The 21,305-nt window shown below is 64.8% G+C and carries 19 protein-coding genes; 10 read left to right on the top strand and 9 right to left on the bottom strand.

Features of this window, described 5'->3' with window-relative positions:
* Window positions 1-103: 103 nt before the first annotated feature.
* A complete protein-coding gene (locus tag RT424_RS07735; RefSeq protein WP_313435935.1) occupies window positions 104-1,159 on the bottom strand; it encodes an NAD(P)-dependent alcohol dehydrogenase in 1,056 nt (351 codons plus the stop codon).
* 145 nt (window positions 1,160-1,304) lie between these two features.
* On the opposite strand from RT424_RS07735, the gene RT424_RS07730 reads away from it, so the two are divergent.
* Together RT424_RS07730 and RT424_RS07725 are read left to right on the top strand one after the other, a co-directional pair.
* A complete protein-coding gene (locus tag RT424_RS07730) occupies window positions 1,305-2,201 on the top strand; it encodes a LysR family transcriptional regulator (RefSeq protein WP_313435933.1) in 897 nt (298 codons plus the stop codon).
* Between the two features lie 124 nt (window positions 2,202-2,325).
* Window positions 2,326-3,180: an aldose 1-epimerase gene (locus RT424_RS07725; protein ID WP_313435931.1), complete on the top strand. Its 855-nt coding sequence runs from the start codon at window positions 2,326-2,328 to the stop codon at window positions 3,178-3,180.
* A 6-nt stretch (window positions 3,181-3,186) separates the two neighbouring features.
* Here the strand turns inward: RT424_RS07725 and hutC are convergent, their stop codons facing one another.
* Both hutC and RT424_RS07715 read right to left on the bottom strand, forming a co-directional pair.
* Entirely contained in the window at window positions 3,187-3,912 is a 726-nt protein-coding gene (hutC, locus tag RT424_RS07720; protein WP_313435929.1) for a histidine utilization repressor, read from the bottom strand.
* On the bottom strand, window positions 3,909-5,294 hold the full coding sequence (locus RT424_RS07715) for a formimidoylglutamate deiminase (protein WP_313435927.1): 1,386 nt from the start codon (window positions 5,292-5,294) through the stop codon (window positions 3,909-3,911). The genes hutC and RT424_RS07715 overlap by 4 nt, the downstream gene beginning before the upstream one ends.
* 84 nt (window positions 5,295-5,378) lie before the next feature.
* Between RT424_RS07715 and hutI the strand changes: the two genes are divergently transcribed.
* From hutI to hutU, 4 genes are read left to right on the top strand one after another with little or no spacing between them, the layout of a single operon-like run.
* On the top strand, window positions 5,379-6,578 hold the full coding sequence (hutI, locus tag RT424_RS07710) for an imidazolonepropionase (protein WP_313435925.1): 1,200 nt from the start codon (window positions 5,379-5,381) through the stop codon (window positions 6,576-6,578).
* A complete protein-coding gene (gene hutH / locus RT424_RS07705) occupies window positions 6,575-8,131 on the top strand; it encodes a histidine ammonia-lyase (RefSeq protein WP_313435923.1) in 1,557 nt (518 codons plus the stop codon). Before hutI ends, hutH begins: the two co-directional genes overlap by 4 nt.
* Window positions 8,131-8,934 carry an N-formylglutamate deformylase gene (gene hutG, locus RT424_RS07700; protein ID WP_313435979.1) on the top strand — a complete coding sequence of 268 codons (804 nt, stop codon included), beginning with the start codon at window positions 8,131-8,133 and terminating at the stop codon, window positions 8,932-8,934. Before hutH ends, hutG begins: the two co-directional genes overlap by 1 nt.
* Before the next feature lie 14 nt (window positions 8,935-8,948).
* On the top strand, window positions 8,949-10,613 hold the full coding sequence (hutU, locus tag RT424_RS07695) for a urocanate hydratase (protein ID WP_313435921.1): 1,665 nt from the start codon (window positions 8,949-8,951) through the stop codon (window positions 10,611-10,613).
* 194 nt (window positions 10,614-10,807) lie between these two features.
* Here the strand turns inward: hutU and RT424_RS07690 are convergent, their stop codons facing one another.
* Window positions 10,808-11,848 (bottom strand): patatin-like phospholipase family protein, encoded by a 1,041-nt coding sequence (locus tag RT424_RS07690; RefSeq protein WP_313435919.1) that lies wholly within the window; start codon window positions 11,846-11,848, stop codon window positions 10,808-10,810.
* A gap of 99 nt (window positions 11,849-11,947) precedes the next feature.
* A complete protein-coding gene (locus RT424_RS07685) occupies window positions 11,948-12,697 on the bottom strand; it encodes an SDR family NAD(P)-dependent oxidoreductase (RefSeq protein WP_313435917.1) in 750 nt (249 codons plus the stop codon).
* 103 nt (window positions 12,698-12,800) lie between these two features.
* Here RT424_RS07685 and RT424_RS07680 point away from each other — a divergent pair, with 103 nt between their 5' ends.
* Together RT424_RS07680 and mtgA are read left to right on the top strand one after the other, a co-directional pair.
* Complete coding sequence (locus tag RT424_RS07680; protein ID WP_313435915.1) at window positions 12,801-13,181, top strand: helix-turn-helix domain-containing protein; 381 nt, start codon at window positions 12,801-12,803, stop codon at window positions 13,179-13,181.
* A gap of 126 nt (window positions 13,182-13,307) precedes the next feature.
* Window positions 13,308-13,976, top strand: a complete 669-nt coding sequence (gene mtgA / locus RT424_RS07675) for a monofunctional biosynthetic peptidoglycan transglycosylase (RefSeq protein ID WP_409521452.1) — start codon at window positions 13,308-13,310, stop codon at window positions 13,974-13,976.
* Here the strand turns inward: mtgA and RT424_RS07670 are convergent.
* Both RT424_RS07670 and RT424_RS07665 read right to left on the bottom strand, forming a co-directional pair.
* Window positions 13,967-14,365: a DUF1801 domain-containing protein gene (locus tag RT424_RS07670; RefSeq protein ID WP_313435913.1), complete on the bottom strand. Its 399-nt coding sequence runs from the start codon at window positions 14,363-14,365 to the stop codon at window positions 13,967-13,969. The two genes, mtgA and RT424_RS07670, sit on opposite strands and share 10 nt — an antisense overlap.
* A gap of 116 nt (window positions 14,366-14,481) precedes the next feature.
* Window positions 14,482-16,992, bottom strand: coding sequence for a TonB-dependent receptor domain-containing protein (locus tag RT424_RS07665; protein WP_313435911.1), 2,511 nt, complete (start codon window positions 16,990-16,992; stop codon window positions 14,482-14,484).
* Between the two features lie 343 nt (window positions 16,993-17,335).
* Between RT424_RS07665 and RT424_RS07660 the strand changes: the two genes are divergently transcribed.
* Window positions 17,336-18,337, top strand: coding sequence for a cation diffusion facilitator family transporter (locus tag RT424_RS07660; RefSeq protein ID WP_313435909.1), 1,002 nt, complete (start codon window positions 17,336-17,338; stop codon window positions 18,335-18,337).
* On the opposite strand, the gene RT424_RS07655 is transcribed toward RT424_RS07660, so the two are convergent.
* Window positions 18,334-19,191, bottom strand: coding sequence for a VOC family protein (locus tag RT424_RS07655; RefSeq protein ID WP_313435907.1), 858 nt, complete (start codon window positions 19,189-19,191; stop codon window positions 18,334-18,336). The two genes, RT424_RS07660 and RT424_RS07655, sit on opposite strands and share 4 nt — an antisense overlap.
* 247 nt (window positions 19,192-19,438) lie before the next feature.
* Here RT424_RS07655 and RT424_RS07650 point away from each other — a divergent pair, with 247 nt between their 5' ends.
* Window positions 19,439-20,005, top strand: a complete 567-nt coding sequence (locus tag RT424_RS07650; protein ID WP_313435905.1) for a nuclear transport factor 2 family protein — start codon at window positions 19,439-19,441, stop codon at window positions 20,003-20,005.
* Window positions 20,006-20,075: 70 nt separating this feature from the next.
* Here the strand turns inward: RT424_RS07650 and clpX are convergent.
* Window positions 20,076-21,305, bottom strand: a 1,230-nt coding sequence (gene clpX / locus RT424_RS07645; protein WP_313435903.1) for an ATP-dependent Clp protease ATP-binding subunit ClpX, incomplete at its 5' end; no start/stop codon positions are given.

Here is a 21,305-nt window from a genome sequence, read left to right as displayed (position 1 = left end):
TTGTAAGTTCCGAAACGTGCAGATCGTACAAGAAACGGCCGGGAAGCTTCCGCTCCCCGGCCGATGCAGATGACACTGGCCCCGTGAGGGACCGCTAGCCCGTTCAGGCCGCTTCGGCTTCCAGCGTCGCCATGTCGATGACGAAGCGATAGTGCACGTCGGACTTTTCCATGCGCTCGTAGGCGTGGTTGATCTCGTCCATGCGGATCATCTCGACTTCGGGCAGGATGTTCTTTTCTGCGCAGAAAGCGAGCATCTCCTGGGTCTCGGCGATGCCGCCGATCAGCGAACCCGCCACCCGGCGGCGACCGAAGACGAGCGGCGTGGTGATCGGCTCGTCCACCGGGCCGATCTGGCCGACCAGGACCAGGCTGCCGTCCACGTCGAGCAGCGGCAGATAGGGGTTGAGGTCGTGCTTGACCGGCACGGTGTCGATGATGAAGTCGAAGCTGCTGGCCGCCGCCGTCATGGCATCGGCGTCGCTGGAAATCAGCACGCGGTTGGCGCCCAGCTCCAACGCGTCTGCTTCCTTGCCCGGCGAGCGGCTGAACACGGTGACGTCCGCGCCCATCGCCGAGGCCAGCTTCACCGCCATGTGGCCCAGACCGCCCAGGCCGATCACGCCGACGCGGCTGCCCTCGCCCACGTTCCATTCGCGCAGCGGCGAATAGGTGGTGATGCCCGCGCAGAGCAGCGGCGCGACTTTCGCGACGTCCAGGTTCTGCGGCACTTTGAGCACGAAGTCCTCGCGCACCACGATATCGCGGGCATAGCCGCCCTGGGTGATCTCGCCGGTGATCTTGTCCTTGCCGTTGTAGGTGCCGACCCAGCCGTTGCGGCAATAGTTCTCCAGGTCGCGCTCGCACTGGTCGCAATGCTTGCAGCTGTCGACGAGGCAGCCGACGGCCACCACTTCGCCCACGGCGTGGCGACCCGCCTCGGGGCCCACGGCGGTCACCCGGCCGACGATCTCATGACCGGGAACGATCGGATAGACGGTGCCGCCCCAATCGTTGCGGGCGGTATGAAGGTCGGAATGGCAGACGCCGCAATAGAGGATCTCGATGGCGACATCGTTTCCGCGCAGTTCCCGGCGGTCGAACGCGAAAGGCGCGAGCGGAGTTTCGGCGGACTGCGCCGCGTAGCCGATGGTCTTCATGGGATTTCCTTGCTGAGGGAAGAGCTTTGGGAGGAGAGCTTTTATGGGCCTTGCTGCAATGCAGCGCGGGCTGCGGCATATAAGTTCGCACTGCGTCAAGAATTAGAGGAGGCAAATGCATGACTGTCATGATAGGCACTCATCAATGCAGCGCGAACACCTTGCCGACCTCACCGCCTTCATCGCCGTCGCCGACGAAGGCAGCTTCACGCGGGCCGCCGCCAAGCTGGGCTCCTCGCAATCCGCTCTGAGCCATACGATCCGGCGGCTTGAATCGAGGCTGGGTGTGCGCCTCCTGTCCCGCACCACCCGCGCCGTTTCGCCCACGGAGGCGGGCGAGCGGCTGCTTGCCACATTGCGGCCGGCGATGCACGAAATCGCCATGGGCCTGGCTACGGTCAGCGAACTGCGCGACAAGCCGGAGGGCACCGTTCGCCTCACGGCTTCGGAACACGCGGCCAATTCCGTGATCTGGCCCGCCCTGCGCAAGTTCCTGCCACTCTATCCCGATATCAACGTCGAACTGAACATCGATTCCGGCTTCGTGGACATCGTCTCCGAACGCTTCGATGCCGGCGTACGCCTGGGTGAATCGATCGCACGGGATATGATCGCGGTACGCATAGGCCCGCATGCCCGCCTCGTGCCCGTCGCTTCGCCGGACTATGTGGCCAGACGCGGGGTTCCAGAGACGCCGCACGACCTTGCCGGGCACCAGTGTATCAACTTGCGCTTCCGTTCGCGCGGCAACATCTACGCCTGGGAGTTCGAGAAGGACGGCCGCGAACTCAACGTCCGGGTGGACGGCCAACTGACGTTCGACAGCATGGCGATGATCCTACAGGCGGCGCTGGACGGCGCGGGAATCGCCATGATGATGGACACTTACGCCCGGCCGCACATAGAGTCCGGCGCTCTGGTCCCGCTGCTGGACGAATGGTGCCAGCCGTTTTCCGGCTATCACCTCTATTATCCCAGCCGCCGCCAGCCTTCGGCGGCCTTTCGCCTGCTGGTGGATGCCCTGCGCTATCGCGGGGATTGAAGGAGGGAATGCCGACGAAGCCCTTGCCAGACTCCATTTGGTAGCGCTACCTCGGGCCCGGCCGGAGAAAATCTCCAGGCTGAACGAGCCCTAACGGCAGATCCATGGGAGTGGACCGGAAGCGATGATCATCCTTGAGGCACAAGGCTATCGGCTGGAACTGGCTCCCGATCGCGGCGGCTCGGTGCTGCGGCTGGACTGGCGCGGGGAGCCGCTGATGCGGCCGAACTGCGGCTCCACGATCTTCGACGTCGCCAGCTTTCCGCTGGTGCCCTTTTCCAACCGCATCGCACGCGGCCGCTTCAACACCGGCGCGCGCAAAGGCAGGATCGCGCCGAACTTTCCGGGCTCCGACCATCCCCACCCCCTGCATGGCTTCGGATGGCTGAACGCGTGGGACGTGGTGGAGCAAAGCGCCGACGGCGCCGTCCTTGAACACGGCTATCCCGGTGGCGAGTGGCCTTGGCCCTATCGCGCCCGGCAGAGCTTCCAACTCGGCGCCGAGGGTTTCACCATCGCGCTTTCGGTCACCAATCTTGGCGACGCGCCGATGCCCGCCGGCCTCGGCTTCCATCCCTATTTTCCGCGCGATGCCCAGACCGTCTATCGTGGGCGGCATCGCGGCGAATGGTACAATACCCCCGATTGCCTGCCGAGTTCTCTCGACGAGCATGAGGAGGCGATCGACTGGTGGCAGGGCCGGCCGGTGGATACCCGCGCTGTCGATACCGCCTATACCGGGCGCGAAGGCGCGCTGGAGATCGACTGGCCCTCGCGCGGGCTGGGCGTGACGATCGCCCCCTCGGACGGTCTGACGACCACCGTAGTGTTCTCTCCGGCCGGTGCGGACTTCTTCTGCGTCGAGCCCGTAAGCCACGCCACCGACGCGATCAACCGTGCACCGGAGACCCTGACCTGGCTGGAACCCGGCGAAACTGCCGAAGTCGGCATGACGATTTCGGCGCGTCTCCTGGCTTGACGCGGCTCAGGCGGAAGCGCCCGAAACGCGGGCGCCGGGGCCGAAGCGCGCCGTCAGCTCGTAAGCCCCGGCCACGAAAAGCTGCCGGACATAAGTGATCGGCTCGCAGCCGCGCCAGGTCTTGCGCTCGACACAGAGGCAGGGCGCGCCAGGCTCGATGGACAGCGACCGGGCCTCTGCCGCGCTTGCGCCTGTGGCGGCGATATGCGCATCGGCTTCCGTCCAGGGGACATGCTCCAGCAGCCATGTTCCGGGCGAGGAACCGGCGAAGTCGGCCTCCAATATCTCCGGCACGGCCGCCACGTTCACGAAACGGTGCTCCAGCGCAAAGGGGGCGCCGTCCGCGAAATGGATTCCCTCCAGTTCCAGCAGAGGTACCGTCCCGTCCACCTTCCAGGCGAGGCGCGCGGATGTCGCGTGCATCTGGCGGCGAAGCGACAGGTCGAAACGATAGGACTGCCCCCGCTCGGTCACTTGCGCGCCCAGATCGGGGATTTCCATCGCCATCGCATGGACGCGCGGCCGGGCGACGAAAGTGCCCGCCTTCTTGCGACGGTCCACGAGCCCTGCCGTGGCAAGGGCGCTCAGCGCCTTGTTCACCGTCATGCGCGCGCAGTCATAGTGCGCCATCAGCGCCTGCTCGGTGGGCAGGCGCGCGCCCGGCCCCAGCGCGCCGGAAAGGATGCGCGTCTCGAAATCCTGACGGATGCGTTCGTGGAGCGGTAAATTCACCCGATCAACCTGCCCAACCTGTCCCTGTAGCGCCGGACGACCATGTCTCGCGCGCGATGACGGCCACCGCTTACCACTTGCGCGCCGAAGCGCCAGACGCAATCCACGCCGCTGCGCCCTGCCGCAAAGAGCAGCCCGTCGAGCAGGCGATCGCTCCCTCGCGCGGCCAACGCGGGATGATCGAGGTCCAGCGCGACGGCATCGAACGGCAAGCCGATGGAAAGGCCGGCCTTTACGCCCCCCTCCTTTACGCCGAGCGCCTGCGCACCGCCCTGCACCGCCTGACGCCAAAGCGTCTCCCCGGTGGAGCGCATCTCACTGCTCGCGACGATATTGCGCCCGCGATGCTGGAGCCGCTGACCGTATTCGAACAGCCGCAGTTCCTCGGTTCCATCGATCAGCACGTTCGAGTCGCTGCCCACGCCCCAGCGCCCGCCCTCGGCCAGAAAGGCGCGCGCCGGAAACAGCCCGTCGCCCAGGTTGGCCTCTGTGATCGGGCAAAGCCCGGCGACGGCGCCGCTGCGCGCGAGCCGCCGAGTCTCGTCCTCGGTCATGTGTGTCGCGTGGACGAGGCACCAGCGCGGGCCTACCTCAGCATGGTCGAGCAGCCATTCCACCGGCCGCTGCCCGCTCCAGGCCAGGCAATCCTCGACCTCACGCACCTGCTCGGCAATGTGGATGTGGATCGGCGTGTCCGGCACCATCGTTTCCAGCGCCGCAAGCTGTTCGGGCGAAACCGCCCGCAGGCTGTGCGGCGCAAGACCGACCACGGCATCGTCCAGCGCGCCGACCGCACTGCGCGCGCCTTCCAGCAGGCGCGCGAAACCGTCGAGGTCGTGGATGAAGCGCCGCTGCCCAGCGCTCGGCGGCTGCGCGCCGAAGCCCGAATGGGCGTAGAATACCGGCAACAGCGTCAGGCCCAGCCCGACCTCCCCCGCCGCGCGGGCGATCGCCGCGCACATCTCGGCGGGATCGGTATAGGCCCGTCCTTCGGGATCGTGGTGGAGATAATGAAATTCGCCGACCCGGGTGAAACCGTTCTCTAGCATCTCCAGATAGGCCATGGCGGCCACGGCATGGAGATCGTCGGGCGTCATCCGGTCGAGGAAACGGTACATGACCTCGCGCCAGGTCCAGAAGCTGTCGTCCGTATCGCCGCGCTGCTCGGCCAGCCCCGCCATGCCGCGCTGGAAGGCATGGCTATGGAGATTGCCGAGGCCGGGGATCACGCAGGCATGGCGCTCGTCGCCCGCCTGCGCCGCCACGCCGCTCTCGATGGCGGAAATCCGGCCCTGCCGCAGTATGAATCGCACGCCGGAAACCCAGCCATGGTCCAGCAGCGCGTTCTGCGCGAAGATCGAACGGGAGGGGTTTTCGGCCATGGCAGGAAGCTCCTTCGCTATTTTGTCTATACATTAAAAACGACCGATGCAATAACCGGGGCAACCAAGGAGGATCGACTCGTCATGCGCTGCGACAGGCTCTGGAAACATGCCCGTTTGGCCACGATGACGGGCGACCTGATGGGCGCGATCGAACAGGGCGTCATCGCTTCGCGGGACGGCCTGATCTTGTACGCCGGACCGGAAGCAGAGGCTCCCCCCTTCGACGCTGATGAAACGATCGACTGCACGGGCCGCTGGATCACCCCCGGCCTGATCGACTGCCACACCCACCTCGTCTTCGGCGGCGATCGTTCGCGCGAGTTCGAACTGCGGCTGGAAGGCGCTTCCTATGAGGACATCGCCCGCGCCGGGGGTGGCATCGTCTCGACCATGAAGGCCACGCGCGCGGCCAGCGAGGACGATCTCGTCGCCTCCGCCCTGCCCCGCCTCGATGCCCTGATCGCGGAAGGGATCACCACCGTCGAAGTGAAGTCCGGCTACGGCCTCGACCTCGCCAGCGAGTTGAAGATGCTGCGCGCGGCGCGACGGCTGGGCGAAGTGCGCCCCGTACAGATCGTCACCACCTTCCTCGGCGCCCACGCGCTTCCCCCCGAGTTCGCTGGAGATACCAAGGGTTACATCGACCACCTCTGCGAGGTCATGTTGCCCGCCGTGGCCGAGGCAGGGCTTGCCGACGCGGTGGATGCCTTCTGCGAGGGCATCGGCTTCTCGCCCGCCCAGACCGAGCGCCTGTTCCGCGCAGCCAAGGCACATGGACTGCCGGTAAAGCTCCACGCCGAGCAGCTTTCCAACCTCCACGGCGCCGCTCTCGCCGCGCGCCATAGCGCCCTCTCGGCGGACCATCTGGAACACCTCGACCGGGAAGGCGTCGCCGCCATGGCCGCGTCGGGCACCGTCGCCACACTGCTGCCAGGTGCGTACTATTTCTGCCGCGAAACCGTGCTGCCGCCGGTCGACGCCCTGCGCGAGGCCCGCGTGCCGATCGCGCTGGCGACCGACTGCAATCCCGGCACCTCACCGCTGACCTCGCTGCTGCTGGCGATGAACATGGGCGCGACGCTGTTCCGCCTCACCGTGCCCGAATGCCTAGCCGCCGTGACGCGCAATGCCGCGCAGGCGCTCGGCCTTTCGCATCGGCTCGGCACGCTCGAACCCGGCAAGGCCTGCGACCTTGCGATCTGGGACATCGAGCGCCCGGCCGACCTCGTTTACCGCATGGGCTTCAATCCGCTCCATGCGCGCATCTGGAGTGGACAATGAACGACATCCTCCTCACGCCTGGCCCCGTGAGCGACACGCTCACACCCGGCAACGTGAGCCTCGCCGAATGGCGCGCGGTCTATCGCGGCGCGGGCGTGAAGCTCGACCCGGCTTGCGCTCCACTCGTGGCCGAGAGCGCCGCTGCCGTCGCGCGCATCCTGGCCAAGGGCGAGCCGGTCTACGGCATCAACACCGGCTTCGGTAAACTCGCCAGCGTGCGCATCGGTGACGAGGATCTCGCCACGCTCCAGCGCAACATCGTGCTCAGCCATGCGGCGGGCACGGGCGAGCCTTCGCCGGTGCCGGTGATCCGCCTGATGATGGCGCTGAAGCTCGCCAGCCTTGCGCAAGGCGCCTCGGGCGTGCGGCCCGAAACCGTCGCCCTGCTCGAAACGATGCTGGCCAAGGGCCTGACCCCTGCGGTGCCCTCTCAAGGTTCGGTCGGCGCCAGCGGAGACCTCGCCCCGCTCTCGCACATGGCCGCGACGATGATCGGCGTGGGCGAGATCGTGCTCGCAGGCGAGCGCCTGCCCGCCGCCGAGGCTCTCGCACGCGCAGGCCTTGTGCCGCTCGAACTCGGCCCCAAGGAAGGCCTTGCGCTGCTCAACGGCACCCAGTTCTCCACCGCCAATGCGCTGGCCGGGCTGTTCGAGGCGGAACTGCTGTTCCGCTCCGCCCTCGTCACCGGCGCACTTTCCACCGAGGCGGCCAAAGGCTCCGACACCCCGTTCGACCCGCGCATCCACGCCCTGCGCCGTCATCGCGGCCAGATCGAGGTGGCCGATGCCCTGCGCGGCCTGATGGCCGGCTCCGCGATCCGCGCCAGTCATGTCGAGAACGACGCCCGCGTCCAGGATCCCTATTGCCTGCGCTGCCAGCCGCAGGTCATGGGCGCCGCGCTCGACGTGCTGCGCCAAGCCGCAACGACGCTGGAGATCGAGGCGAACGGCGTTTCCGACAATCCGCTGATCTTCCCGGAAGCCGACGAAGCGCTTTCCGGCGGCAACTTCCATGCCGAACCGGTCGCCTTCGCCGCCGACATGATCGCGCTCGCCGTCTGCGAAATCGGCTCGATCTCCGAACGCCGCATCGCCATGCTGGTGGACCCGGCGCTGTCCGGCCTGCCCGCTTTCCTGACGCCGCGCCCCGGCCTCAATTCGGGCTTCATGATCCCGCAAGTCACCGCCGCCGCGCTCGTTTCCGAGAACAAGCAGAAGGCCTATCCCGCTTCGGTGGATTCGATCCCCACGTCCGCCAATCAGGAAGACCACGTCTCCATGGCCGCCCACGGCGCCCGCCGCCTGCTCTCGATGGTCGAGAACGCAACGGCCGTGATCGGCATCGAACTGCTCGCCGCGGCGCAGGGCATCGAGTTCCACGCCCCGCTCGCCTCCAGCACCTGGCTCGAAGCCGCTCGCGCGGTGCTGCGCGCGGAGGTTCCGGCGCTCGATGACGACCGCCATTTCCACCCGGACATGGAAGCGGCCAACCTGCTGATCCGCTCCGGCGCGCTGGCGGATACGGCCGCGGACCTGCTCCCGGCGATTTCGTGATGGAGCCTTTCGTCCTCCATCGCGGAGAGGCGCCGCTGATCGTCGCCTTTCCGCATGTCGGCACCGATCTGGCCGATCTCGGTCCGGCCTTCCGCTCGGAATGGCTGGCGCGGCGCGATGCCGACTGGTGGGTGGACGATCTCTACGCCTTCGCCCGTGAAATGGGCGCCACCACGATTGCCGCCCGCGTCTCGCGCAGCGTGATCGACCTCAACCGCGATCCCACCGGCGCCTCGCTCTATCCGGGTCAGGCGACGACGGAACTCTGCCCGACGACAACGTTCGACGGCGAGCCGCTCTACAGCGGCGAGGGACCAGACGACGCCGAGATCGCCCGCCGTCGCACACTCTGGTTCGATCCGTACCACGCCGCCCTGCGCTCCGAGATCGAGCGGCTGCGTGCGCTTCACGGCAAAGTCGTGCTCTACGACGCGCACTCGATCCGCAGCCATGTGCCGCGCCTGTTCGATGGCGAATTGCCGCAGTTCAACGTGGGCTCCAACCTCGGCCAGACCTGCGATCCGGCGCTTTCCGCCGCGGTGGTGGAAGTCTGCAAGGCCAGCGGGTTCAGCCACGTTCTCGACGGCCGCTTCCGTGGCGGCTGGACCACGCGGCATTACGGCGAACCCGCCAGCGGCGTCCACTCGATCCAGATGGAGCTCGCCATTCGCGGGTACATGGACGAGCCCGAGCTGGCACACGAAGGCAATTGGCCGCCTCCCTTCTCCAATGAGCGCGCCGCCGCCCTCACCCCGATCCTGCAAGACGTGCTGAAGGCGGCCCTCGCCTTCGCCCGCACCTGATTTAAGGAACCGCCATGACCCGCCTCGACAACAGCCGCGTCATCAAGCCCGCGACCGGCATCGAACTTTCCGCGAAAAGCTGGCTCACCGAAGCCCCGCTGCGCATGCTGATGAACAACCTCCATCCCGATGTGGCCGAGCGCCCGGAGGAACTGGTGGTCTATGGCGGCATCGGCCGCGCCGCGCGCGATTGGGAGAGCTACGACAAGATCGTCGAGACCCTGCGCCGTCTGAACGAGGACGAGACGCTGCTGGTCCAGTCCGGCAAGCCGGTCGGCGTGTTCCGCACCCATGCCGATGCGCCGCGCGTGCTGATCGCCAATTCCAACCTCGTGCCGGAATGGGCGAACTGGGAGCATTTCAACGAACTCGATAAGCGCGGTCTTGCCATGTACGGCCAGATGACCGCCGGTTCGTGGATCTACATCGGCACGCAGGGCATCGTTCAAGGCACGTACGAGACGTTCGTCGAGATGGGCCGCCAGCATTATGGCGGCGACCTTTCGGGCAAGTGGCTGCTGACCGCCGGCCTTGGGGGCATGGGCGGCGCCCAGCCGCTGGCGGCGGTGATGGCGGGCGCTTCCTGCCTTGCCATCGAATGCCAGCCCAGCCGCATCGAAATGCGCCTGCGCACCGGCTATCTCGACCTCGCCGCCAGCACGATCGAAGAAGCCATGGCGATCATCGAGAAGGCCAATGCCGACAGGAAGCCGGTCTCCGTCGGCCTGCTCGGCAACGCGGCGGAACTGCTGCCGGAAATGTTCGCGCGCGGCATTCGCCCGGACCTGCTGACCGACCAGACCTCCGCCCACGATCCCGTCAACGGCTACCTCCCCGCAGGCTGGACCGTCGCCGACTGGATCGAAAGGCGCGAACGTGAGCCGGAAGCAGTCGCCAAGGCGGCCAAAGCCTCGATGGCGGTTCACGTGCAGGCCATGCTGGACTTCCAGGCGGCGGGTGTGCCCACCACCGACTACGGCAACAATATCCGCCAGATGGCCAAGAACGAAGGCGTCGAAAACGCGTTCGACTTCCCCGGCTTCGTTCCCGCCTATATCCGCCCACTGTTCTGCCGCGGCGTCGGGCCGTTCCGCTGGGCCGCGCTCTCCGGCGATCCAGAGGACATCTACAAGACCGACGCCAAAGTGAAGGAACTGCTGCCGGATCACGCGCACCTGCACAACTGGCTCGACATGGCGCGGGAGAAGATCCAGTTCCAAGGCCTGCCCGCGCGCATCTGCTGGGTCGGTCTGGGTGACCGCCACCGGCTTGGCCTCGCCTTCAACGAGATGGTGGCGAACGGCGAACTCAAGGCCCCGGTCGTCATCGGCCGCGACCACCTCGACAGCGGCTCCGTCGCCTCTCCCAACCGCGAGACCGAAGCCATGCGCGACGGTTCGGACGCGGTTTCGGACTGGCCGCTGCTCAACGCCCTGCTCAACACCGCCTCCGGCGCGACCTGGGTGTCGCTGCACCACGGCGGCGGCGTCGGCATGGGCTATTCGCAGCATTCGGGCATGGTGATCGTCGCCGACGGCACCGACGCGGCGGCGCGGCGTCTGGAGCGCGTGCTGTGGAACGACCCGGCGACCGGTGTGATGCGCCATGCCGATGCGGGCTATGAGATCGCGCAGGATTGTGCGCGGGAGAAGGGTCTGGACTTGCCGGGTATTCTCTAAAGTTTCGGGTGAAAGGCGTGGGGCTGACAAGCCTCGCGCCCTCCCACCCCCGTCATCCTGAACTCGTTTCAGGATCCATCGTGCCGAACGACTGACCGTCGATGGTCAGGAATGGATCCTGAGCCGAAGGCCAGCGAAGCTAAACAAGTTCAGGATGACGGGGCGTTTGAGGCAAAGGGCGTTTCGAAGTTCGATCAACCCGGCCCGAACCGGCTCGCCAGGTCCACGGTGCTCTCCTTGCCAAGGCTCTCCATCGAGACCTCGCACCAGCGCTTGGCCGCCGCCTCGCCGGCATCGTGCAAGGTCAACAGCAAGTGCCGCACCGGCAACAGCTTGCTCTGGGCCGGCATCGCCCCCAGCGTCGCCTCGTCGTGGATCTCGTGAAACCGCATACGCTCGACTTGCGCGATCAGCCCGTCCTTTGCGCGCGTGCGTCCGATCGAGGATTGCAGCAGGAACAGGCCCTGCATTTCCTTGCGCATGGACTGGTTGAAGCCGATCTCGGTGATCCGGTCGACGATCGCGGCGGCATTGCGTGGCGTCTGGTCGCGCGCCTGCGGGTTGACGGTGATCAACAGCAGGTCGTCGTTGGCGCTTTCCAGCACCAGCGGCACGAGCGGTGGATTGGCGCTGTAGCCACCGTCCCAATAGTCCTTGCCGTCGATGGTCACCGGCGGAAAATAGAGCGGCAGGCAGGCTGAGGCGAGCAGGGCGTCGGTCGTCAGGTCGCGCTTGTGGAAGATGCGGGCGGTGCCGCTTTGCGCATTGGTCGCGGAAATGAACAGCGGCGGCGCCTCGTCGCTGGCGATAGCCGCGAAGTCGACGTGTTCCTCGATGACCTTGCGCAGGATCTCCTGCAATTCCCGCCCCATCTCCGGCGAACCGTGCGCCGTGCCGAGGTCTCCGAACATGGTGTTCCACCACGAGGACATGGCGCGGGACGTTTCCGGAAAAGCCTCGATCATCGGGATCAGCGGCCCTGCTTCGCGCCCCGAGCGGTTCAGTTCCTTCCAGAACGAGCGCAAACGTTCCCGCGCGCCTTCAGGACCGTCGCTGACGAGGCCCGAAACCAGCACGGCGGCATTCATGGCCCCCGCGCTCGCCCCGCTGACCGCACCCACCGCAAGGCGCGGCTCCTGAAGCAATCCATCAAGCACGCCCCAGGTGAAGGCGCCGTGCGCGCCGCCGCCCTGGAGCGCCAGATCGAGATTATGAGGCTTGTGTTTGCTGGGCATTAGGCTGGGCATGGGCTTGCTCACGAATGCTGCATTGCAACATGGCAATCCATAGCATTCGCAATTGTTCCTGACCAGCGCGGGCGGTGCGAAAAAGGATCAGTGAGCAGAACCGTTCAGCATTGCGAATGTCTGCCCATAGCGCCCTTCCGCTTCGGCATTGCGCAGGACCGCAAGGCGTTCCACGCCGATCAGCTCCGGCGTCGGTTGCCGGGCGAACAGGTCCATCACTTCATCGATGAAGTCATCGAGCGGCATATAACCCTCTCGCGCGGACTGGCCGGGCGTAAGTTCGGTCTGAACCGCCGGGGGCGCCAGTTCGATCACTTCGACCACGTCTTTCAGGGCGAAGCGCAGCGAGTCCGTCCAGGAATGGATTGCCGCCTTGGTTGCCGAATAAACCGCCGCGCCTACCAGCGGCACGAAGGCCAGGCCGGAACTGACGTTGACGATCGCTGCATCGCTCTGTCCACGCAAATGCGCGATCAAGGCGTCCGTCATGCGGATCGGTCCGAGCAGATTGGTGGTCACGCAGGCCTCTGCCTGAGAGAGATCGCGCGAAACGGAAACGTCCTCCAGCGGCATGATCCCGGCGTTGTTCACCAGCACGTTGAGGGCCGGGAAGCGCGAGAGAATATCCCTGGCGAAGGCCGCAATGGCAGCCGGATTTGCAACATCCAGTGCGACGGCATGGATATTGTGCCGGCCTTCCGCGGTTTCCTCCAGACTGGCGAGCGTACGCCCGGTGACGATCACCACATTGCCGGCATCATGCCAGCGCTGCGCCAATTCGCGCCCGATGCCGGTGCCGCCGCCAGTGAGAAGAATGGTGTTGCCGCTGGTCTTCATGGAACTCGCTCCTGTGAGAAGAGATTGCGAGACGGAATGTAAACCGATACTCTCTTTTGGAAAGTAGGCACCCGAAAGTGCTGTAGTTACCCATGAGTGAGAAATGGAAAATCAGGTCATTACCCGTTACTCGAACGTGCCCGGCGTCGATGCGCTCGTCAACGAATTGATCGGACGCGTGGCTGACAAGTGGACGCTGCTGGTGCTAGAGGCGCTGGAGGAAAACGGCGAAACCCGTTTCAGCGCCCTCGCCCGCGCGGTGCCGGGGATCAGCCAGAAGATGCTCACCCAGACCTTGCGCCAGATGGAACGCGACGGCTTCGTCCACCGCACCGTCCATCCGGTCATCCCGCCCCACGTCGATTACCGGCTCACCCCGCTCGGACATAGCCTGGGCGAGGCCTTTTGCAGCGTCTGGCACTGGGCCGAGGCCAATCTCGAAAACGTCGCCGCCGCGCGCTCCGATTTCGACACCCGCGACTGATTTTTCGCAACGCGCCGTGGAAACCCCATGCGCAGGCATCTTTTCCGCCGCTGCCGTTATCGCTAGTCAGGGTGCCGGACGGCCGCACTTTCGCATTTCCGTCACCGTCAACGGGGCTCAATTCCTTTGCTGCGCATTCTTGCCAAGACCGTCTTCTGGTTCGTCGCGATCAGCGTGGGGCTGACCGTGCTCTATCGCTTCGTGCCCCCTCCGGTGACGGTGACGATGCTGGTGGACGGCAACGGTATCACCAAGGACTGGCAGCCGCTCAGCCGGATCGACCGCAATATGGCCGCCGCCGCTATCGCCGCCGAGGACGGCAAGTTCTGCACCCACAAGGGGTTCGACACCGACGCTATCGAAAAGGCCTTCGAGCGCAATGCCGCCGGCGGACGCCTGCGCGGCGGATCGACGATCAGCCAGCAGACCGCCAAGAACGTCTTCCTCTGGCAGGGCGATGGCTGGACGCGCTATCTGCGCAAGGGCCTGGAAGTCTGGTTCACGTTCCTGATCGAAAACCTTTGGGACAAGCGGCGGATCATGGAAGTCTACCTGAACGTCGCGGAAACCGGCATCGGCACTTATGGCGTCGAAGCCGGTGCGCAGCGCTATTGGGGCAAGTCGGCTTCGAACCTGACGAAGACCGAAGCCGGACGCATGGCCGCCGCCCTGCCCAGCCCCAAGACCCGCAGCGTCAAGAGCCCCTCGGGCTTTACCCGCCGCTACGGCAACACCATCGCCGCGCGCATCTCCACGGTGAAGACGCAAGGGCTCGATTCCTGCGTCTACGAATGACGGCTTAGCGAAGGTTTCTTCGCGAGATTGAGTGCAATCGCCGCGCGGACCAGTGCCGTCAGCGCAGGCTCGTCCACCTCGTCGCCCTCGTGAAAATCGATGGCGCGGCGCTGGTTGCCATCGAGGCTGGCGTTGAACAGGCGGGCCGGATCGTCGAGCGCCGCCCCCTTGGCGAAAGTCATCTTCACCGCTGCCTTGTAGGTTTCGCCGGTGCAGATCATGCCGCCGCGATACCAGACCGGCACCCCGCGCCACTTCCACTCCTCGGTCACCTCGGGATCCGCCGCGAGGATCACCCGGCGCAGCCTTGCCAGCATCTCTCCCCGCCAGTCGCCGAGTTCCGCGATACGCCCGTCGATGCGCTGCGAAGGCGTCTGCTCTCGGTCCATAGATGCGCTCCTGTTTGCTCTCCATGCGAAACTAGGCGCGGCGCGGATGACGGGCAAAGAAAAAGGGAGGAAGCCTGCGCTTCCTCCCTTCTCTGTTTCCGTGATCGGAAGCGCTCTTAGAAGCCGAAGCTAAGCGAACCGATGAACGTGCGCGGCGAACCGATCTGAGCGAACGGCACCGTGCCGGTCGAGGTTGCCGTGCCGTCGAAGCCGCCGACATAGAGCTTGTCGAAGACGTTCAGCACGTTGAGCTGCAGGAAGGTCTTGTCGCCAAGGCCCAGGAAGTCGAGCTTCACCTTCGCGTCGAGGTCGACAAGGGTGTAAGCCGGGGTCTTGGCACCATAGACCTGCGAGCCGCTGATCACGATCGGCAGGTTCTGGTCGTTCACGTAGCGCGGACCGGTGCGCTTGACCTGCGCGCCCAGCATGACCGGGCCGATGTTGCCGTCGGCACGGGCACCGAAGGTGTAGACCGGCGCGCCACCTTCACGCTTTCCAGCGGTGTCCGCGAGGATCGGCACACCAGCTGCAGTCTGGCCGATTTCAACGTTGTCCTTGATTTCCGACTTCAGGTACGAACCGAACAGGTACAGGCTGAACTCGGGGATCGGCTTCACGGCGAAGCTGCCGTCGATGCCGTACTTGTCCACGCGACCGAGGTTACGATAGACCGTGAAGTCGAGTTCACGATCGTAGGCCGAGGCCAGACGGTTGTTGTAGATCGTGTACCAGGCCGAAACCGATGCCTGGATGATGCCCGAAGAATAGCGGACGCCGAGGTCGAAGTTGTCGGTGGTTTCCGGATCGGGCTTCGCCGAGTCGGTGCCCGGAGCGTAGAAGAACGACTGGTACAGATTGTCCGTGCCCGGAACCTGCAGGCCCTTCGAATAGTTGCCGAAAACGCTGACGTTATCGGTCACGTCGAAGACGAGGCCGGCGCTGGGCAGTGCACGGTTATAGTTGAACACGCGGTTCTGCGGGCCCTGAACGGTCGGGTTTGCAGTCGCATAGGCCAGCTGTCCTGCTTCGTTGCCGTTGAAGCAAGCGAGGTTGCCGTTGGCATTGAACGTGGAGCAGTTGTTCGTCAGGTTGCGGCGGAAGAACGGCATGCGCAGGCCAACGTTCAGGTGCAGCTTGTCGTTCGCGTAATCGCCGCTGTACTCGCCCGAAACCTGGTGCAGGATGGCGTAGGACAGACGATCGCGCTTCTGCAGCGTGTTACCGTCGATGCCGATGATCGCATTGTCGGAGAACACGTCGCTTGCGAAGCCGTTGGCGCGGAGGAGGCTGGCTTCACCCGTCTGGCGGTGGCGACCACGGTCATACGAATAGGCCACGCGGACGCGGTTGTAATCGTTGAAGTCGTAACGGAGCGAGGCGATCACGCCGATACGCCAGGTCTGGGTGTTGCTCGGCGAGAGTACGCGCACGCGGTCGAGCGTATCGCCGTCACCGTTAAGGTCGATCCCGGCGAAGTACTGCGGCACGCTGCTGCTGCCCTGGATGAAGCCGCTGTAGCCGAGGGGGGACAGACCTTCGCTGGCGATCGAGGTGCCGCCGCCATTGGCCTTGGTGTACTGGATGCTCGGATCGACGGTCAGCGTCAGCTTGTCGCTGAGCGTGAACTTCGAATTGATGCGGATGTTGCCGGTGTTCGACGGGTTGAAGCGGTATTCGTAGTCCGAACCACAGTTGCTGGCCGCATCGGCGGTGCCGGTGATGCCCGCAGGGATCGTGCAGCGCGCGATCTCGTTGAAGCGCTCGTCCCTGGTGATCGGGAAGCGGTTTGCCGAAGAGGTGCCGGCGGTGCGGTTGGCGTCCAGACGCAGCGGAGCCGAACCGAAGAAGTTGTTGCGGTTGCGGTTCCAGTGGCCGGCGATCGAGATGAAATCGCCATTGTCGCCCAGCGGCTGATAGATCTTGGCGTTCAGCTGCATCTTGTCGATTTCGCCGATGCCGCCGTAAACGGTGTTGTTGGTGGCCTTCGAAGCGGCGAAGAACGCCTTGGTGCCGGTCGAGTTCAGCACGCCGGTGTCAACTTCACCGAACACGCGGAAGAAGCTGAAATCGCCTGCCGAAGCCAGGAAGCGGGCGCCGAACTCGTCGGTTGGATTGCGGGTACGGTAGTTGACCGTCGAACCGGTGGCTGCGGCGGTCGGCGAGTCGACGTCGGTGGTGCCGAGGTTGACGTTGACCTGTTCGATCAGCTCGGGATCGAGCTGCTGGTTCGAATAGAGCGAATAGCCGCCCGTATCGTTCAGCGGGATACCGTCGAAGGTCTGCGAGATGCGACCGTCGTCGAAGCCACGGATGGTCAGCGTGCCGCCGGCCGAACCGAACGGATCGTTGTTCTGGAAGCTGACGCCCGGAACGAGATTGATGATGTCGTTGACGCTCTGGCCAGGTGCCTGCGAGGAGATGATCTCCTGCGTCAGGACCTGCTTGGCCTTAGAGGTGTTCGGCAGCTTGACGCCGGCGACGCCGCTCTGCGTCTGGCCGGTCACGACGATCGTGCCTTCTTCGAAGTCGACCGCGCCGGTCGACTGGGCGAATGCGGGAACGGCAAGGAACGCGGCGCCTACGGCGAGCGTGCTGGTCGCGGTGGAGAGAATGGATTGAAACTTCATCTTAGCCCCCTGGAAACCTTCAGAGTGGTGGTGCCATTGCGGAATAGGTTGCCCCGCCGCAGGTTTGCTGCGGCTGCTAAGAGCAGCGCAATATGACAATCTTCTGACGCCGGGGATTCATTTCCGATCTTGGCGGCGCAATTTTCTAACTCAAAATGCCGCGCAGCTCGGATATGGATCGATTATCTCAGGATTTCTGCGGTTTACGCGCCAATATGACAATTTTGACTGAGGCATAAATGTCACGCGCCGCGACTACCGTGAGTCAGTGGGAAAAAGCCGCGGGCATGAGATGATACGTCATAGCTTGCTGCTAAGGTCCGGCGCATGCGATGAAAATGTCATGCACGTCGCACACGATCATGATCACGGCCACGACTGTGGCGGCCCTCGCCCCCCCCACTCTCACGCCCATTCGCATGGGCATTCTCACGGACATGGGCATGGACACCACCACGGTCCGCCACCCTCGGGCAACATGGGCAAGGCCTTCGCAATTGCGGTAGGTTTGAACGTCGCCTTCGTTGCGGTGGAAGCGGCGGCGGGCCTGTTCAGCGGTTCGATGGCGCTGCTCGCCGACGCCGGCCACAACCTTTCCGACGTGCTGTCGCTGCTGCTCGCCTGGGGCGCCAGCATATTGGCCGCGCGCGCGCCCTCCGGTCGGTTCACTTATGGGTTGAAAAGTTCGTCGATCCTCGCGGCTATCGCCAACGCTGCGCTCCTTTGGGTTGCGATCGGCGCCATCCTGGTGGAGACGATCCGTCGCTTTGCCGAGCCCGCACCCATTACCGGCACGACCATGATCCTCGTCGCTGCGGCCGGTATCGTCGTCAACGCGCTCTCCGCACTGCTTTTCGCAAAAGGCAGCAAGTCCGACCTCAACCTGCGCGCCGCCTTCGTCCACCTGCTTGCCGATGCCGCGGTTTCCGCCGGCGTGGTCATTGCCGGGATCGTCATCCTGTTCACCGGATGGCAAGTGGTCGATCCCATCGCTTCGCTCGTCATCACGGCCGTGATCGCCTGGTCCAGTTGGGGACTGCTACGCGAATCGCTGCGGATGGGGATGATGGCTGTGCCCGAAAGCATCGACATCGCCGCCGTCCGGCACTTTCTGGAAGGGCTGCCGGGCGTCACGCGCGTGCACGATCTTCACATCTGGCCCATGAGCACGACCGAAACCGCGCTCACCGCGCACATCGTCATGCCCGGCGCGGAACGCGGCGACGCGTTCCTGCACAAATTGGCTCACGAACTCGATCATCGCTTCGGCATCGGCCATCCAACGGTGCAGATAGAGACCGATTCCGAATCTGCCTGTGCGCTCGAGAGCGAACATGTAGTCTAGCCGGGAACGAACTCATGCCGGGCGCCGAGAAAGTCGTCCGGCTCGATCGCCAGGCCTGACGTCGCGCAGTGCGGGCTCGTCAGACGCAAGCCCAGCTTTTCCGCGAAATGGGCCCGCGCTCGATCGGTATCGTCCACGTTCCAGACAAGCGCGTATATCCCGTTCTGCTCCCTGGCGAGGAAAGCGCCAAATGGCCCCTCGCCCGAATCCTCCGGCTCTAGGAAGGCAACCTGCGTGTCCCCGACTCGCAGCAGAACGCGGCGCGCAGGTTGTGGGGCGAGAACCCGCTCGTCCGCCAGAATTTCGCCATCCACCACTTCGGTGAAGAAGCGCAGGGCAGAAGCCATGTCGGCGGTGACACAGGCGATGTGGTTCAGCCCCGTCACGCGTCCCGCGTGCCCGGCTCCGCCGCGAGGATTCCAGTTGCCCCGGTCCCAAGGATCGTTCGGCATGCTCAATTCGCAGACTTCGAGCAGGACGCCGCCGGTGGATTCGGGGCGGACGAAGAAGAACACGCCATAGTCGCTGGCAACGGTACACCCCGCCGCCCGAAACGCTTCGCTTGAGGCCTTCCCGTCGGCCACCTTGATTTCGAACGAATGGAACGCCTGACCGATCCGCGCCGCCTGACGGGCGAAAGGCTTGGTCAGGTCTTCGGGATGACGGGGCGCCATCGGCTCCACCATGTGATCTGTGACATAGAGCAGCGCAGCGTCGCGATCTTCGGCGGGAAAGTAGTTCTCCGCGAACACCAGGCCGCCAAGAGCATCCTGATAGAGCGCACGGCAGCGATGTATATCGGTTGTTGCATGGATCGTGTGAATGATCCGCGATACGGCAACGCGCTCCGTCATGTTCTTTTTCCTCGCCCAGCCCTGGTAGCAAACGCCTGGTACGCAAACGTCAGCCATCCCATCCCGGCGCAGTCTGGGGATCGCCCCACATGCTGCCAAGCAGGAGCGCGACAAACGCGTACAATATCGTGATTGCGGCATCGTGATCGCTCGCTAGGCTCGAGGGTGATGAGCCTTCATTCGCGACACAACATGGGACGCGGCCAGGATGAACCGGAAAGTTGAAATAACGTCGAAACGCCGCGGCATGGCGCTCATGTGCGCAGCCTTGGCCTGCATGGTCGCCCCGGGGATCGCCTGGGCCGACACCAGGAGCGAAATCGAAGCCCGTTACGAGCAATTGCACGATGCGATGGACAGCCGCGAAGGCGCTCGGATCAAGCCCCTGCTCGCTCCGGATTTCGTTCGTACCGATCTCGGCAACAACACAATGACCGCTGACGAGCTGATTGCGGGGCTGGCAAAGATCCCTGCGGATCCGGATCGCAAATCGGAAACGACGCTCCAATCGGTCACGGTCGACGGCAAGACCGCCGAGGTAGTGCAGGAGCAAGTCGCGAGCGATACCCGCGAAGGCCGCGACGGCAAGGTGCACGTTTTCGGCACGAGATCGCTATCGCACGACACCTGGGTTCAAGGCGGCAAAGGCTGGCTGCTGAGGGCCACGCAAGCCCAATCCACCGCGATTACCCGCGATGGCGTGACCATCCGCACGATCAGGAAGGGCGATCCGGTTCCGCAAGGGCCGCGCGGCCGCATGGGGCCGGGCAAGGGTGGGGTCATGGGACCGCCCCGCCCTATCGGGAACGACTGAATTCTCGCAAAGGAAAGGCCCGCCCGGATGACCGGGCGGGCCTGTTTCCTGTACCCAAAACGGGCAGCCGTCAGGCGGCAGCTTCCGTTTTGTCTCCCTTGAGAACGCGGACGGGTTCCTTGCGGCCCTCGACCACGTCCTTGTCCACGACGACTTCGGCGATATCGCCTTCGGTCGGCAGGTCGAACATGGTGTCGAGCAGCAGGCCCTCCACGATCGAACGCAGGCCGCGCGCGCCCGTCTTGCGGTCGATGGCCTTCTGAGCGATCGCTTCGAGGGCGTCGTCCGTGAAGGTCAGTTCCACGTCTTCCAGGTCGAACAGCTTGGCATACTGCTTGATCAGCGCGTTCTTGGGCTCGCGCAGGATCTTGACCAACGCCTCGATGTCGAGATCGTTGAGGGTCGCGATCACCGGCAGACGGCCGACGAATTCGGGGATCAGGCCGAACTTGAGCAGATCTTCCGGCTCCGCCTTCTGCAGCAGTTCGCCCACGCGGCGCTTGTCGGGATCGGCGACATGCGCGCCGAAGCCGATCGAGCGCTTCTGGAGGCGGTCGGCGATGATCTTCTCAAGACCCGCGAAGGCGCCGCCGCAGATGAACAGGATGTTGGTCGTGTCCACCTGCAGGAATTCCTGCTGCGGGTGCTTGCGGCCGCCCTGCGGCGGGACCGAGGCGGTGGTGCCTTCCATCAGCTTCAGCAGCGCCTGCTGCACGCCCTCGCCCGAAACGTCGCGCGTGATCGACGGGTTCTCGGCCTTGCGGCTGATCTTGTCGATCTCGTCGATGTAGACGATGCCGTGCTGCGCCTTCTCGACGTTGTAGTCGGAAGCCTGGAGCAGCTTGAGGATGATGTTCTCCACGTCCTCGCCCACGTAACCGGCTTCGGTCAGGGTGGTGGCGTCGGCCATGGTGAAGGGCACGTCGAAGGTCTTGGCGAGCGTCTGCGCGAGCAGCGTCTTGCCCGAACCCGTGGGACCGACGAGCAGGATGTTCGACTTGGAAAGCTCCACGTCGCCCTGCTTGCCGCTGTGCTTCAGCCGCTTGTAGTGGTTATGCACCGCCACTGACAGAACGCGCTTGGCGCGTTCCTGCCCGATCACGTAGTCGTTCAGCGTCTCGCAGATTTCGCGGGGAGACGGCACGCCGCCGTCCTTCTTGCCCGCGATCCCGGCCTTGGTCTCTTCGCGAATGATGTCGTTGCAAAGCTCGACGCATTCGTCGCAGATGAAGACCGTGGGTCCCGCGATCAGCTTGCGCACTTCGTGCTGCGACTTGCCGCAGAAGCTGCAGTAGAGGGT

The sequence above is a fragment of the Novosphingobium sp. genome (assembly GCF_032093395.1).
In the GTDB taxonomy this organism is placed as follows: Bacteria; Pseudomonadota; Alphaproteobacteria; order Sphingomonadales; family Sphingomonadaceae; genus Novosphingobium.
Note: the sequence above shows the minus strand (reverse complement) of the source record. Positions and strands in the feature narration are given on the sequence as shown.

Coding starts and splice junctions, on each gene's coding strand:
- RT424_RS07665 (WP_313435911.1), bottom strand. CDS start 16,992: ATGAAGTTTCAATCCATTCTCTCCACCGCGACCAGCACGCTCGCCGTA.
- RT424_RS07650 (WP_313435905.1), top strand. CDS start 19,439: ATGGCGCTCATGTGCGCAGCCTTGGCCTGCATGGTCGCCCCGGGGATC.
- hutG (WP_313435979.1), top strand. CDS start 8,131: ATGGAGCCTTTCGTCCTCCATCGCGGAGAGGCGCCGCTGATCGTCGCC.
- RT424_RS07655 (WP_313435907.1), bottom strand. CDS start 19,191: ATGACGGAGCGCGTTGCCGTATCGCGGATCATTCACACGATCCATGCA.
- hutH (WP_313435923.1), top strand. CDS start 6,575: ATGAACGACATCCTCCTCACGCCTGGCCCCGTGAGCGACACGCTCACA.
- RT424_RS07735 (WP_313435935.1), bottom strand. CDS start 1,159: ATGAAGACCATCGGCTACGCGGCGCAGTCCGCCGAAACTCCGCTCGCG.
- hutI (WP_313435925.1), top strand. CDS start 5,379: ATGCGCTGCGACAGGCTCTGGAAACATGCCCGTTTGGCCACGATGACG.
- RT424_RS07715 (WP_313435927.1), bottom strand. CDS start 5,294: ATGGCCGAAAACCCCTCCCGTTCGATCTTCGCGCAGAACGCGCTGCTG.
- RT424_RS07685 (WP_313435917.1), bottom strand. CDS start 12,697: ATGAAGACCAGCGGCAACACCATTCTTCTCACTGGCGGCGGCACCGGC.
- RT424_RS07670 (WP_313435913.1), bottom strand. CDS start 14,365: ATGGACCGAGAGCAGACGCCTTCGCAGCGCATCGACGGGCGTATCGCG.
- RT424_RS07730 (WP_313435933.1), top strand. CDS start 1,305: ATGCAGCGCGAACACCTTGCCGACCTCACCGCCTTCATCGCCGTCGCC.
- RT424_RS07690 (WP_313435919.1), bottom strand. CDS start 11,848: ATGCCCAGCAAACACAAGCCTCATAATCTCGATCTGGCGCTCCAGGGC.
- hutU (WP_313435921.1), top strand. CDS start 8,949: ATGACCCGCCTCGACAACAGCCGCGTCATCAAGCCCGCGACCGGCATC.
- RT424_RS07660 (WP_313435909.1), top strand. CDS start 17,336: ATGCACGTCGCACACGATCATGATCACGGCCACGACTGTGGCGGCCCT.
- RT424_RS07725 (WP_313435931.1), top strand. CDS start 2,326: ATGATCATCCTTGAGGCACAAGGCTATCGGCTGGAACTGGCTCCCGAT.
- RT424_RS07680 (WP_313435915.1), top strand. CDS start 12,801: ATGGAAAATCAGGTCATTACCCGTTACTCGAACGTGCCCGGCGTCGAT.